Annotated in this window: 16 protein-coding genes; 13 read left to right on the top strand and 3 right to left on the bottom strand. The window is 53.2% G+C overall.

Going from position 1 to position 13,004, the window contains the following annotated elements:
* Positions 1-280 precede the first annotated feature (280 nt).
* The 12 genes from D6783_03440 (at position 281) to D6783_03385 (ending at position 9,485) form a co-directional block, all read left to right on the top strand.
* Positions 281-679, top strand: coding sequence for a hypothetical protein (locus D6783_03440; GenBank protein ID RME52914.1), 399 nt, complete (start codon positions 281-283; stop codon positions 677-679).
* A 70-nt stretch (positions 680-749) separates the two neighbouring features.
* Positions 750-1,187 carry a hypothetical protein gene (locus D6783_03435; protein RME52913.1) on the top strand — a complete coding sequence of 146 codons (438 nt, stop codon included), beginning with the start codon at positions 750-752 and terminating at the stop codon, positions 1,185-1,187.
* Positions 1,188-1,189: 2 nt separating this feature from the next.
* Positions 1,190-1,801: a hypothetical protein gene (locus D6783_03430; protein ID RME52912.1), complete on the top strand. Its 612-nt coding sequence runs from the start codon at positions 1,190-1,192 to the stop codon at positions 1,799-1,801.
* A gap of 67 nt (positions 1,802-1,868) precedes the next feature.
* Positions 1,869-2,456, top strand: a complete 588-nt coding sequence (locus D6783_03425; protein RME52911.1) for a hypothetical protein — start codon at positions 1,869-1,871, stop codon at positions 2,454-2,456.
* A complete protein-coding gene (locus D6783_03420) occupies positions 2,431-2,832 on the top strand; it encodes a hypothetical protein (protein ID RME52910.1) in 402 nt (133 codons plus the stop codon). Before D6783_03425 ends, D6783_03420 begins: the two co-directional genes overlap by 26 nt.
* Entirely contained in the window at positions 2,822-3,400 is a 579-nt protein-coding gene (locus D6783_03415; GenBank protein RME52909.1) for a hypothetical protein, read from the top strand. The genes D6783_03420 and D6783_03415 overlap by 11 nt, the downstream gene beginning before the upstream one ends.
* Before the next feature lie 157 nt (positions 3,401-3,557).
* Positions 3,558-5,324 carry a hypothetical protein gene (locus D6783_03410; GenBank protein ID RME52908.1) on the top strand — a complete coding sequence of 589 codons (1,767 nt, stop codon included), beginning with the start codon at positions 3,558-3,560 and terminating at the stop codon, positions 5,322-5,324.
* Between the two features lie 192 nt (positions 5,325-5,516).
* Positions 5,517-7,577, top strand: a complete 2,061-nt coding sequence (locus D6783_03405) for a hypothetical protein (GenBank protein RME52907.1) — start codon at positions 5,517-5,519, stop codon at positions 7,575-7,577.
* Positions 7,578-7,685: 108 nt separating this feature from the next.
* Entirely contained in the window at positions 7,686-8,672 is a 987-nt protein-coding gene (locus D6783_03400) for a hypothetical protein (GenBank protein RME52906.1), read from the top strand.
* Positions 8,673-8,727: 55 nt separating this feature from the next.
* Positions 8,728-8,904, top strand: a complete 177-nt coding sequence (locus tag D6783_03395) for a DUF3096 domain-containing protein (protein ID RME52905.1) — start codon at positions 8,728-8,730, stop codon at positions 8,902-8,904.
* 24 nt (positions 8,905-8,928) lie between these two features.
* A complete protein-coding gene (locus tag D6783_03390; protein ID RME52904.1) occupies positions 8,929-9,180 on the top strand; it encodes a sigmaK-factor processing regulatory BofA in 252 nt (83 codons plus the stop codon).
* A gap of 50 nt (positions 9,181-9,230) precedes the next feature.
* The gene (locus D6783_03385) at positions 9,231-9,485 is read left to right on the top strand and encodes a 50S ribosomal protein L35ae (GenBank protein RME52903.1); all 255 of its coding nucleotides are present in this window, start codon (positions 9,231-9,233) and stop codon (positions 9,483-9,485) included.
* A 105-nt stretch (positions 9,486-9,590) separates the two neighbouring features.
* Here D6783_03385 and D6783_03380 read toward each other — a convergent pair whose 3' ends face one another.
* Positions 9,591-9,944: a hypothetical protein gene (locus D6783_03380; protein RME52902.1), complete on the bottom strand. Its 354-nt coding sequence runs from the start codon at positions 9,942-9,944 to the stop codon at positions 9,591-9,593.
* A gap of 114 nt (positions 9,945-10,058) precedes the next feature.
* On the opposite strand from D6783_03380, the gene D6783_03375 reads away from it, so the two are divergent.
* Positions 10,059-11,360: a hypothetical protein gene (locus tag D6783_03375; protein RME52901.1), complete on the top strand. Its 1,302-nt coding sequence runs from the start codon at positions 10,059-10,061 to the stop codon at positions 11,358-11,360.
* A 46-nt stretch (positions 11,361-11,406) separates the two neighbouring features.
* Here the strand turns inward: D6783_03375 and D6783_03370 are convergent, their stop codons facing one another.
* Positions 11,407-12,267, bottom strand: coding sequence for a hypothetical protein (locus tag D6783_03370; GenBank protein ID RME52900.1), 861 nt, complete (start codon positions 12,265-12,267; stop codon positions 11,407-11,409).
* 62 nt (positions 12,268-12,329) lie between these two features.
* Positions 12,330-13,004 (bottom strand): hypothetical protein (locus D6783_03365; GenBank protein ID RME52899.1); only part of this gene is annotated, 675 nt, incomplete at its 5' end.

The following is a 13,004-nucleotide window of genomic DNA, read 5'->3' as shown; positions in this document are numbered from 1 at the left end:
GCGAGTGAGGGGTGCGGCGAGCGCGAGGACGTGAACGTGTCTGCCATACCCCTCCCCGCCGTCGTCACGCTCACCTGCACGAACGGCACCATCACCATCACTGGATGAACACGCCGCTCCACCACGCACGCCTCCACCCCAACCCAGCAAACGCTGCCAGGCAGGGTTTCGCAACAGTTCTCCCCCGTCCTCTGCCTTGCCAAACTGAAACGGCACACGAACACAAAGAAACAAAGAAAAAACCACCAAGTTTATAAATACGGCAGGGCAGGGAGCACCTATGGAAAGCGTCGAGCTCCTCGTCTTCCTCATCGTCGCCATCATTGCAGCATCAATGATATACTGGTTCCTCGTAGAGCACGACTGGCAAAACACCTCAGAAACAATAGAGAACCTCGTCCAGAAAGAAAAAAACGAGCCCGCCTTCACCCAAACGAAACAAGAATTCACAACCTCGCTGTATCGCATTTGGGAATCCTGCGAATTCGGCAGGAAAAACATGACCGTCGCAGTCCACATCAAAGACGAAGGCAACCTCACCAAAGACGACGTGCTCAATGGCGTAAGGCTTTCAGACCACGAAGACGACCTAAAACAACAAGATTTAAATATGGCCGACCTCACAATTCCAAGAGTAGTGCTCGTCACCTGCGCGAACGGCACACTCACCATTACGTAACGCCAACCCGCTCCACGAAAGCAAACAACGCCGCGCAAAACGCCACGTAGCAAAACACCACGGAAAGACCATGGAACTCCCCATACGTCTCATCATCGTCCTCTTCGTGTCCATCCTAGTCGCCTCCTCCCTCATCGTGTTCGCCCGCGACATCATCAAGAACGCAAAGAACCAGGTCACACGCATCGACATCGAAAAAAAAGAGCAAGAAGAAGAGAAGACGATCAAGCTCTCAAGCTTTACCGAGGCGCAACTGGAAGGGCTGATTAGGGAGTGCTACAAACGGGGCAAGCAAGCAGTCGTCTCCACGGTGTGCTTCGCCGTCAAGAGCATCAACCCCGCAGAAAACGCAATCGGCCCGGCGGAAGTAGCCAGGCTCGAAGCGCTCAACCTTGACGGTCGCAACGAAACAGCGGATGTCGCTATTGACGCAGCATCGCTCGCACCCGGCCAACGAGGCGTGTGGATAGAATACAACATCGCAACAGGAAAAGTAGAGGTGGGATGAGAATGAACTTTGCAAGGAACAAAAAAGGAACAGACAAGCCAATAGAGATATTTATTGCACTATTCATTATTTTGGCCATTGCGATGCTCATGCTTCGCATGTTTAGTGACCAACTGAAAGAAAAAACGAACGAGCTTAAACGACAAGAACAAAAAGCAAGACTGGATCAGCAAAAACAAGACGCACTCAATGAATGCAATGACGTCTGTTCGCGCGTCACCTCCAACGGGTGCGATGAGCAAAGCCAAGTGTCCTTCTGCCTTCACAAAATAGGAGCAGGAATAGACCTCAACGCCAATGGAGAAATACGGAGCGACGAGTACGGCGAAGAGTACGCATTCGGCGCGTGCGAGACGAACGTCTACTGCCCGCTCGTCACGCGCTGCGACACGTGCGGCAGGAACCTCGACTTCAAAACGTGCTTCCAACTTGTCTGCCAATTTTTTAAGGACCAAATAACCGGGCCCAACGCGACCACGAGAGTCGCCCTAGAAATGTTCGACCGCTACGAATTCGGCGAATGCCTCACGCCAGAGGAGAAGGCAAACAAGCTCACGTGGGATACAGCACTCATTCCTGAAGTGAGCAGCTGCTTGGGCATCCCAACGAGCTAACGCTGCTTGGGGACGGATCGCTGCAGGCAAAACGCAATGAAAGCGTTCATCCCAGCTAGCTTTTTTTTTGTCTTGCTTAGGCCTCCCTTCAGTTCCGACAACCAACTTGCACGGAGGCGCACTGGCGGGTACCGATCCTGACTCCGCAAAACCTGCCTCGGCAGCGAAGAAGGGATCAAAAAACAAGAATCAAAAAAACCAACAATACGAGAAACCAAGAACAGAACCAAGAACAAAAGGGAAACGCGTTATGGAACAAGTTGTCTGGCTCTACTTCGGCCTCATCTCCGTCATCCTCGCCATTGCCATAGTCGGCACACTAATTATCAACTTCAAAGGGGAGAACAAAGTCAACGCGTTCGACCACGCGCTTGACAAGTTTAAACAACAATGCGACTTCATCTGCAAAACCCCTCCCTCCACGCTGCAAAGCATCAGCGTCGACCTCCCCTCCGGACTCTACCTCTTCACAGAACAAGACACCATTTGCGGCGTCTTTGATGGAGAGAAGCGCTGCGTTCGATGCGCTTGCGCCCTTGATACGTACTCGCTCCCTTTGAACACCACGCTCGCCCTCCAATCCTTCGACATCCAAACCTACCGCTGCTCATTCATGAGAGGACCAACAAATGTCAGCATGGACTGCCAAGGGTGACACCCCTACAACCATCATTATGTGGCTCGGCGGCATTCTCGCCATTGTTATCCTTGCCCTCTGGTTTGCCAGAACCATCTATCCAACCACAAAAGAAATTGACATTCTCGACAACAACCTGAAAGTGTTCAAACGCGCAATAGGGGATGCGTGCACCAGCGAGTACTACCGCTACGAGTTCAACCCGTCAACCATCACGAGCGGCTACCTCAACCTCACCAACCAAACCGTCTGCATCACCATCCGCCAAACGCTCTGCACCCAGCTCTTGTGCAACACGAACAAGACAGCGTCGTGGAACCTTGAAAACCTCATCACCCTCGTCATCCTCCATGAAAACAAGACCTTCACCTTCACGCCCAACTATGCATCGTAACCCCCGCACCAAAACCAGTAGCGATGAGCTGTCAGCGAGCAGGAAAGCAAGCCGGCGAGCAAACAGGCAAGGAAGCACAAATGCACGTTCGGCACCTGCCACTCCCGCGACGCACCCCAACACGCGCTCCTGCCACAAGCGAGGATTTTACAGCATCATCACCACTTTTTTTTTCATCATGATCGCCCTTGCTGTAGTCATCGGCCTTATCTACTATCTCTCCGTCGTAACCAACATGAAACGCCTCGTCCACAGTGAAGAAGACGCATTGCTCAACGCCAAACTCGCACGAGACGCGATCTTCTCGTGCTACGGCACAATCATCCACGAGGAAAATCTCACCACCCAAACCTGCAAAGACGGCTCAAACCTCACACTCCCCCCCAACCTCCTCGTAGCGTGGAGCATCCAAAAACTCCCCTACCACGCCTGCAACGTCACGCGGTGGGAGAGCACCAACATTACCGCATTAAAAGGGTCGTGGAAGGATGTCTACGTCTACGCAGTCCCCGTCGTTCAGCAAGACGCATTAACCTGTCCAGGGCAGCTCGAGCTTTACCTTCCCTAAGCCACTCCCTCAGCAAGGACGGGAAAAGCCAGCCAAGAGAAAAAAAGAAAAAGAAGAAAAACGAGAAGACGAAAACAAGAAGAAGACAAGAATCCAGCACCAGCAAAAGACCTTCTGAGGCAAACTGTTAAAAAAGCAGAACACCAGCACGATCAACATGGCATTGGTAGAAAACATCTTCGGCTCCATCCTCCTCATCTTCCTCTTCATCGTCGGAGGCGTTTTCCTTCTTGGCAGAGCAGCCACGGACACGCTCGAAAGCAAGGACATCGTTCAAGACAACTTCTATGATGACCTCTACAACAATAATGTCAACACCGTTCTTCACATTACCGAGCCAACCACGAAAAAAACCATTGGCACCTTACTCGCAGACGCGATGGCCTTCCGCCAACCAAACATCACCTTCGGAAGCGAGGTGATTGACGTAGCGAAGGAAACAAAAGACGTCCTCGACCTCACGTTTGGCGAAGGGACCTACTACCTTGAACTGAAGCCCCATATCAAAGATGTCAACATCATCTTCGTCCTGGACGGGAGCAACAGTGTCAAGGATGAGCGCGATGTCATCGCACAAAATCTCGAGCGGTTCATCAACACCGCGAGCGGAGAAGAAAACCGAACGGTCACCGTGACCGTCTACGTCCTGACCGGAACGAAAGATCGAACAGGCCAAGACGATCCTTGTAACGTGTTTGAAAACAGAAGAGAAGCAATCGTCAACGCAACCAATCAAAGCATCCCCCCCGGGTATTGCAAACACCTGCCTGGCAAGGCGGGCTGCGGGTTCTCTCCCCAACTAAAAGCGGCGAACCTCTACAAAGAAGGGAAACGAGGTTTGGGCGCTTCCTCCACGCCCGATGACCCGTACCAGTTTGACATTCTCGAAAACACAGACTTCAGAGACGACTACTCCCTCACCCCGCCGTACGAACTGGAAAGCCACGGTGCATTCACCAGCACTACCTGCAACTACTTTGCAGGAAACTACTTGGACTGGCCATCCTGGTGGTCCTCCATTGACAACACACGAGGCTCGGTCGTTCAAGGAGCGGACATCCGCGTAGGAGACCTCTCAGAGCCTGACTGGGGAACAGGAACCGCCTACGCGTCGGCCGTGGCCAACTATGCTCAACCAAGCAGGCTTGTTCTCATCTTCCCCCTCAGCGACGAACTCAGCACGAGCTCCATTCACAGCCAATGCTTCCAAGTCAGAAACTTTGACGACCCCGCAGACACCATCTTCACCAACGCTGGAGGGCAATACACGTACACGACTCCTCAAGACAAGCTCTCCTGCGACTTGTGCCGAGCATCCTGCGACGACGACACACTCGACGACCTCCCCACCGAGGCGAGGTCGTGGTGGTCAGTCGAGAAAGCACAAACGGTCGCAACACAAAACTACCACGTTGTGAATCCCATCTTTGCCGACCGGTGCAACTACGCGTTCCTCATAAATGACAGCAGAGGCGCCCCGAACTGGAACGACCTCCTCGGCTTCACCCCCACCAACGCGACCAAAACGGCGTGCTCCCAAGCATCTTGTGGCGGATGCACAGAAACTCCTGACGGCGCCGTCATCACCACCCAAGACTTTACGCCCCTCTCAGGCATAACCGAGTACACGTACTACACGGGCGTGTGTTTCCATCCCGAATGCCGCCCCGCCATTCAGCGCCACATGCAAGCCCTCGCCTCAGCAACCAAGGGAAAAGTCCTCCACCTTCAAACCCTCGATGGCTTTGCTGACACGCTCAACAACGTCATCCAAGACAAGCTTGACGCGTTCAGCATCACCATAGGCGAGAAAAAAGAACGTGAAGACCGCGTCGTCGTGAACCGCAAACTCCCCATGCCGCACGACAACACCTTCATCGACTTCAACCTCTGGGTGTACACGCCCTCTCCGCCAACACAGTAACACGAGCGCCAGAACACCGGAAGGCCTCTGAAGAGGAAAAAAAGAAGAAGACACACAAGAGAAACCCAGAAGCACCCAAAACCACCTGAAAAAAAGAAAAAGCATAAAAAGAAAGAAAATAAGGACCAAAACAACGGGCTAGAGCAACGACTAAGGAACAAAACTGACAAAACGAATAAAACAAGCAAAGCAATGCCATTTTCAAGAAAAACAAGACAAAAAAGAAGAGAAGCAAGAAAAAACCGCTTTTCCTATTTCCTTCCCCACTCAAAACGAGGAATCGCTCCCGCCATCATCATCATAGCCGCCCTCGTCCTCGGCACCGTCGTTCTCGTCACAAACTCCAACGTCCTCCCACCACGAGAACAAGACGAGTTCACCCAACAACGCGCCAACGTAGAACTCGCTATTGACCGTGCAGTCCAAACAGGAGCACAAAAGTTCGCATTGTACGGCTTCTCAAACGAAGACGAAGGAACCGACGTGTGGTATTGCAACGCGCCCCTCCCGCCAGGGTTCGGAGAAGTTCGCTACTCGCTGAAGTACTACGTCATGCAGGAACTCAGAAACTACCTTGACTCCCTCGAAGCAGAAGAAGGCGTCCACGTCGAAGGACCAACCGCTATCGAAACGAGCCTGGACGAATACGATGCAGACACTTTCAACTACGACCAACTCAGAGGCCAACGCGAACTCACCATCACACCCAAAGGACTGATCATTACGTACCAAGAAGACGACAAAACCATCAAGCAAGAAGTGAAATCTTCATTCACCATTGACTTCAACTGGGATCTCTACCTCGCCATGCGGGACTGGATGAAAGACGATGCAGGAGAACTGAGCGAAAAACTCTACGACCTCATGACGCCCGGCACGTGCGGCACCACGTCGTGCTGCTGCGACCCGCTCCTTGACAGTGCAAAGCCAGAAGCGCTCATGGACTACGCCCTCGAAGCTGACGACGTCGAAAACGTCATTAAACAAGCAGTGCAAGAACTCCAAGACGCGTTTCCATCAAGCACCGGCGTCACGTGCACGTACAAAATACTTCCCGGCAGTGGCGTTCGCAATGACATCTACACCGTGTATAGCAACACGAACGGGTGCACACCGACGTGCTCAGCTGACAACCCCGACATCTCCCAAGACGAGTACCACAAGTACGACATGACTGATGCAGAAGTAAGTCTCAGCTCCATTCCTCACGGCGACCCGCAAGTCACCTACCTTCAAGACTATTTCAAGGGCGTCACGGCAAACGGCAACGTCGTAGACCTCACTGAACCAGGAGACACGCGGCCCTACAAAGACAAGCCACATCTCAACTACGGATGCCCGGTAGACCCCGACACGGAAGGCGCCCTTTTCGGAACCGGCACAGTTCTTCGAGAACAAATCAATAAAGGAACCGCGTACGCGGGGCTCTACAACGTTAACCCGCCGCTGCGTCCGATTAACAAACTATGGGAGGACATCTACGAAGACGACATCGACCCAAACTCAAACCACAACTGGCAGGAGCGCAGCGCACTCACCAAGAAAGCAGCAGTCCTCCTCACCGTAACCTGCGCGGACCCCTCAATACAAATGGAAACCAAGGAAGGATTCACCGACTTCACCGCCCAGATCAAACTGCGCATGGACGTCCAAGCATTCTGCCCGCCACCCACGCCCCTCAACGAGGTGGAAACCAACGAGTGCGGCGGCCTCGGGAGCGGCCCGCCAGGAGTCGGCGGCCTCCAATGCAACCCCCTCTCGTGTGTTCAAGCCCTTGGCGGAACGGAGGAATGCTGGGAATGCGCACCCCTCGGCGGCCAAGGCGTCATAGACATCGGCAAGAGCGGGTACGGATGCCAACCTTCACTCACGCTCTGCGGGGGGAACTGCGGCATGTGCAACCAAGCAGGAGAATGCGAACAAGGAGCAGCGCCTCCCGGCACGCTCTGCTCGGACGCGTACGCAAAATGCCCCATGCGCTGCGAAGGAGAACCCGGCTCGACAACGTGCCAAGTCCCGCCTGAAGACGTCGGCCGCATCTGCGTCCAAGACGGAACGGATCAGGCCTGCGTGACGCGTTGCTCCCAAGACGGCAAGTGCGACGTAAAAGAAAATGAAGGCGCATCCTGCCACCGAGGAACCAACCCTGGCGTGTGCGAAGCAGTCCAACCCTTCGGCTACCTCCAATGCAAGCCCTTCACGTACAACCCGCCAGACCCCGTCCCGCCCCCGCCCAACGTCGAAACCGGTTAGACGCGATTGTTGGCTTCCGCCGCGGCCGTGTTCACTCGTTCTCACCAGCTCAAAGCGCAAAGCACCGGGTGCAAAGCACTGGACACGGAGCGGCGAAGAAATTAAATAATGGCAAAAAGCGAAGCGCAAACGCAAGCGTTTCGTTCCCGTCCTCAGCCATCCATGACCGCCGCTACCAACGCCATAACCCGCGCCACAACGAGCACTGCCACCAACACCGCTTACGGCGTTGCACCCCTCCTTGCAAACAAAACGTCCCTCCTCACCAGCACCTTCCTCCACCTCCCCCGCATCGGAAGAACAACAGAGCGAAAACTCTGGAACCAGCACGTCTACACGTGGAACGACTTTCTCAAGGCAAAAACCATCCCGGGCATCGGCCCAACAACCCTCGCCCAAGGAAAGCTCCTCCTTCACTTTGCAAACAAGGCATTGAACGAAGAAAACACGTCCTTCTTCTACCGCGCCATCCCCCTCGCTGAACACTGGCGCGCTTACACCCACCCGCTCTTTTCTCAAGGCGCACGCTACATCGACATCGAAACCTGCGCACGAGGCAAAATTACTGTTTTCGGCATCTCCGACGGGAACAACACGGTGCAACTCATCCGCGGCGCAAACCTCTCCAAGCACACCATCCAACACCTCCTCACAGGCGCAACCTGCCTGGTAACCTTCAACGGCAACAGCTTCGACCTCCCCCTCCTTGAACGCTACTTCGGCCGCGTCCTCCCGCCCGTTCCTCGCATTGACCTTCGCCACGTCTGCCGCAGAATAGGACTCACGGGAGGGCTCAAAGCCATCGAGCAAGAACTCAACATCCCCCGCGACGAAGACGTCATGTTCACTCGCGGAGAAGACGCAGTCACGCTCTGGCACACGTTCCTCGCCACAAACAACCAGCACTACCTTGAACTCCTCTTGCGATACAACGCGCATGACTGCTACAACCTCAAACTCCTCGCGGATCGTGTCATCCCAGACCTTCAGAGAAAAACCATTCACGCAGGCTCTCAAGGAAACGCTTGCACCGACGAAAGGAATGCCCGCCAACAACCCTCGACAAGCACCAACCAAGCAAGACCTCCTTGCTAAAGCCACACACCCCCACCGATGAATATATAAACAAACCCGTCTTCACACACTCCCGATGCGACACACACGATTCGTCAGCGACGTCACTACCTCCGCCAGCGTCCTGGCCATCCTGGCCGGCGTCCTCATCATACTCTTCCCCAACATCATCGAATACACCATCGCGGGCATTCTTATCCTTGGAGGCATAACCGGCTTGCTCGCTTCCAAGAGGGGATACCATTGGCGCTGAAACAAAACAACCAAGGTGAAACTCATGCTGAACATATGGGTCATTCTTAGCATCGTCGTCGCTGTCCTCTTTGCCTTCGGACTCTGGTGGCTTCTCAAAAAAAGCATCATCATCGCCCTCAACGCCATCATCGGCTTCTTCGCCCTCTTCGCCCTCAAAATATTCCTCATCCCCGCGCTCACCATCAACGTCTGGAGCGTCCTCATCGTCACCATCGGCGGCCTTTTCGGCCTTGCCCTCGTCCTCCTCCTCCACGCCTTCGGAATCGCGTTCTGAAAACACCGAGGAAAAAGCTTTTAAACAAAACAGGGTTTCGGGAAGGCGCAATGGAAGCCCGCATAGCAAGTTATCGAAGAAACAGGCACACCGTCACGCCGCACCACCTCATCCTGACGGTGCCCAAAGTAACCAGCCGGGACGCTGCGGAGAAACTCATCGGGAAAAACGTGACCTTCCACACGGGGAAATCCCTCATCCACGGCAAAGTTGTCGCGGCGCACGGCAAGAGCGGCGCCGTGAGAGCCATCTTCGAGAAAGGCATGCCCGGCCAAGCCATTGGCAAGCACGTCAAAATCCAATAGGGCACCCCCCGCCTGTTCTCTCTTCTCACGTTCTTTTCTCACGCTCACCAATGAAGCGCTCTCTCCAGCCAAAACGGATCTGCCACCTCGAGAAAACGCGCAACATTACATGTACGCTTTCAAGCCCCACACCGTTCCAACGACGCCGAGCAGAATAATAATTCCTGCCTGAACAACGCCCTCAACAGGAAACGGAAGCGAAACAAACCGTCCGAGAAGAGGCAGCAACCCGCCAATGATGACGAGGACTGAGTACAAAAACATCAAGCCCTTTGCCATGCCGAACAAGCCCTGCGAAAACGCGTACCCAATGCCTCCCAGGCCGATGACGACCACGAGGCCGATGTAAAAATACCCTTGCAGGAACATACGGTACTGCTCGGGCAAGAACCCCAGAATAAACGGAACCACCCCCGCGAGCAAGGTGACCACTCCGAAAAATGTAATCATGACCTTCATATAACAGACGTTTCCCTCATTGGCATATATAAAACTTTCTCTCTCTAAAAGGAAAAAATTTAAATACTCTTCTTGTGAAGATGCGTTATTACTCCGCTGGAGGTTTACAACAACGTGACCGCGACGAACACCCTCGACCCCCGTACAAAAGGAACACATTCACCATCACTCTTTGGACGCGCTCGGAACGTTTTCCCGCTCCTCCTTCTCGTTGCTCTTTTCTTCCTGCCGGGAGCTCTCGCACAAGCACAAAACGCCGCGGATGTCGTGGGAAGCTTTTTAAAAGATGTTGTGTCTGTTATCGCCGGCGCTGCAGAGACCGTGTTCGACCTCCCCGCAGCTGGTGAAGTCCCCCTCCTCGCCATCGTCCTCAGCTTCGTCGTCCTCTTCTCCGTCCTCTGGCCGCTTTCTTCGAAAATAACGTTCTTTCACGGTCATTCCGGTGCACGCAAGGCTTTCGCAGCGTCCATAGCCATCCTGGTTATTTTCTTCTCTCCCTTTCCACAATGGATGTACCTCCTCACCGGCTCGTGGCTCACTGTGCCCTTGGGCTTTGGCGCAATTGTGATTTGGGTCTTACTCATTTTCTTTATAGCTGTCTGGACGGGAAGGGGCAGTGCACGCCTTGCAAAGATGGGTGCAGAGAATAGGAAAATATCAGCAGACGCGTATAAGGAGTGGAAGCAAGCCAAGCGAGAAGTAAAGGAGATACGGACTGAAGAAAACGCGCTTAAGAATCTGCGGTCGCTGGAAAACAGGCTAGTAAACTATGTTCATCATGAACTCGAGGAAAAACTCCAAGCTATCTCGGCCGTTCTCACCGAAATAATGCGTGCAGGCACGAGGGATGAAGCTGTGCTTCGAAGAGAGATTGAGCGGGCGCTGAATATGGCAAAGGCGATCTTGCCTTCTGTCAAAAAAGAGGAAAGACTTGACAAAGAACTGTCAGCTTTAACGGGTAAAATAAAGACGCTCATGAAGCTCGAATGGACGAGTGAAGAAAATGAACGCGGGATAGCAGACCACCTGCGAAAACTCATAGCGGCGCGAGGACACGACTCTGCAAAGTACGAAAAACGCATTCAAGCAGTAGCCAAGCGCTTGTTCGCGGCGTTGCAGCAAAAGCGCGCCGCAGAAGCGAAACTCATCCAACTCGAAGGATTGTTTCAGCAGCAGTTGGATCGCTTTGAGAAAACCATAGAGGAGCTTATTCACAGCTTAGAAGCAAGGAATCTTAATCAGGCACTGGCCAAGGTCAACGAGGCGCTCCAGCTCAAAAACAGGGAAGACAGGGACCTCCAAGAAGCGGTACGTTTGGTTGACCAAATTCAAGAGCTTGATAACGAGGAAGTCAGTATGCTTCGCTCACAGGAGAGCGTCCTCAAACACATCCTCGCTCAACAATCAAACGCGTAACGCCTGACGCAACAAAGCCCGCCTCTGCCTTGACTTCAAACATCAGCTACGGCTTCTTTCGCGGCGTGAGACTCTTAACGACGAGATTGTAGTTTTCCCGTCCAGAAACATACGCGCGAATATTGCCTAGCCACTCGCTCGGCGAAGGGTTCTCAAGAAAAAGCTCCCCCAAGTGTCGCGCTTCCCTCCCCAACACGGAAAGAGCACTCTGACTAGACTGCTTCACTGCCGTTCCTATCTTGCGCCCCGCGCGGGTCACGGCAGCGTACCCAAAAACGGCCATCACAGAGCCGCCTCCTGACGCGCCTTCACGGCGTGTTTCGCTGCTCGTTTGACAGCGCTCCTCCAACGAAGCAGGCTGTGCAGGCGGCGGCACAGCTGTAGACGCCTCCGGAGGCGCTCGTGTCTTTTCTTTTACAGCAGCGTTATTGTTACGTTGGGAGGGGCGGGAGCGCTCTCCGCCTTCGCTTGCTGGAGGGCGTGCTTGCTCGGCAGATTTCTGCTCGATGCGGTACCTGTCGTCGGGATCGCGCGAAGCGTACACCTCCATTTGAAGAGATGTCATGACTCCGGACCACGTTTCCTTCCCTTTCTCGGCGATGTACTGGACGCTCTGTTGTTCTACACCGCTCCTTGGCACGAAGATGTTAACAATGTTCTTCTCATCAATACGCCTTCCTAGCTCAGCCTCGTATCGAGGAATGGCGTAGCGAAGCGTTTCCCAGAGTTGACGGTCGCTTTTGCGTCTGAGATTGATAGGCCGATACGTTCCTTTTTCTTCGGAACCCTTCTTTTTTCCTTTCTTGGACGAAGCCATTTTAACCTTTTTTTTGTTACTTTTTTTTGGTAGTAACTTGTTTACTGGCTTCGTATATTTAAATTTTTTGTTTTTTCTTGGTTTTTGCACAACCAAGGGGGGCTTGCACGCTCCTTCAAGACGTGGTTCCGAGAGAACAGGCGAACACGCGGTTATGTATTCACGCGGGACAGAATGTAAAACGCGACGGGGGATAGATGCTGAACTTCTTTTTTTTTAGTCTTCAACGTGTAAATAACGCCGCCAAAGGGGTTCTCCTCAGGCACATAAATATTTTCGATATCGATGATCGCGCCTTTTTTTTCTTCCACATGGCGGAGGATGCCGGGCAAAAGGTTCATGAGAATCCACTGGTCCCGTAAAACGATGGTAGGGAGTTGCTTATCGCAAGAGGTGTCAAAAACAAAAGGGCAGAGCTGGCGGTAGGTCGTTCCTCTGTACGTTCGTGTTTCGGGCTGTAACGTAACGTTTTTTGCATAGGTTGTGAGCTGTGTACTGCCACTCCACCCGTCGTTTGCCTCGCTGGTTGGCGTTAAGAGCGCGCCAAGCCGCTCAATTACGGTTTCCAATGTCGTGGCGGCATCTTGTTCTTGCGCCTTTCGCGTAGCGTTTCTTTGGGAAGGGTTTGTTTCGCTCTTGCGCTTCTCGTGCGGGGGAAGAGATGATTCCCTCGGCGTTTCTGTTTTTGCAAGCGCCATGTCTTTTCCTGGTGTGCGCGTTCTTTTCAAAGCATTTTTGCTCGTTCTTCCGGAACACTTGCGGTGTTTGCAAACTAAAAATTTCAATTCTTGCTTAAAAAATTCGATTATTTTTTTATTATAATTTTT

It is taken from the genome of Candidatus Woesearchaeota archaeon (assembly GCA_003694805.1).
Taxonomy (GTDB): Archaea; Nanobdellota; Nanobdellia; order Woesearchaeales; family J110; genus J110.
This window is presented reverse-complemented; position numbering and strand designations above follow the sequence as displayed.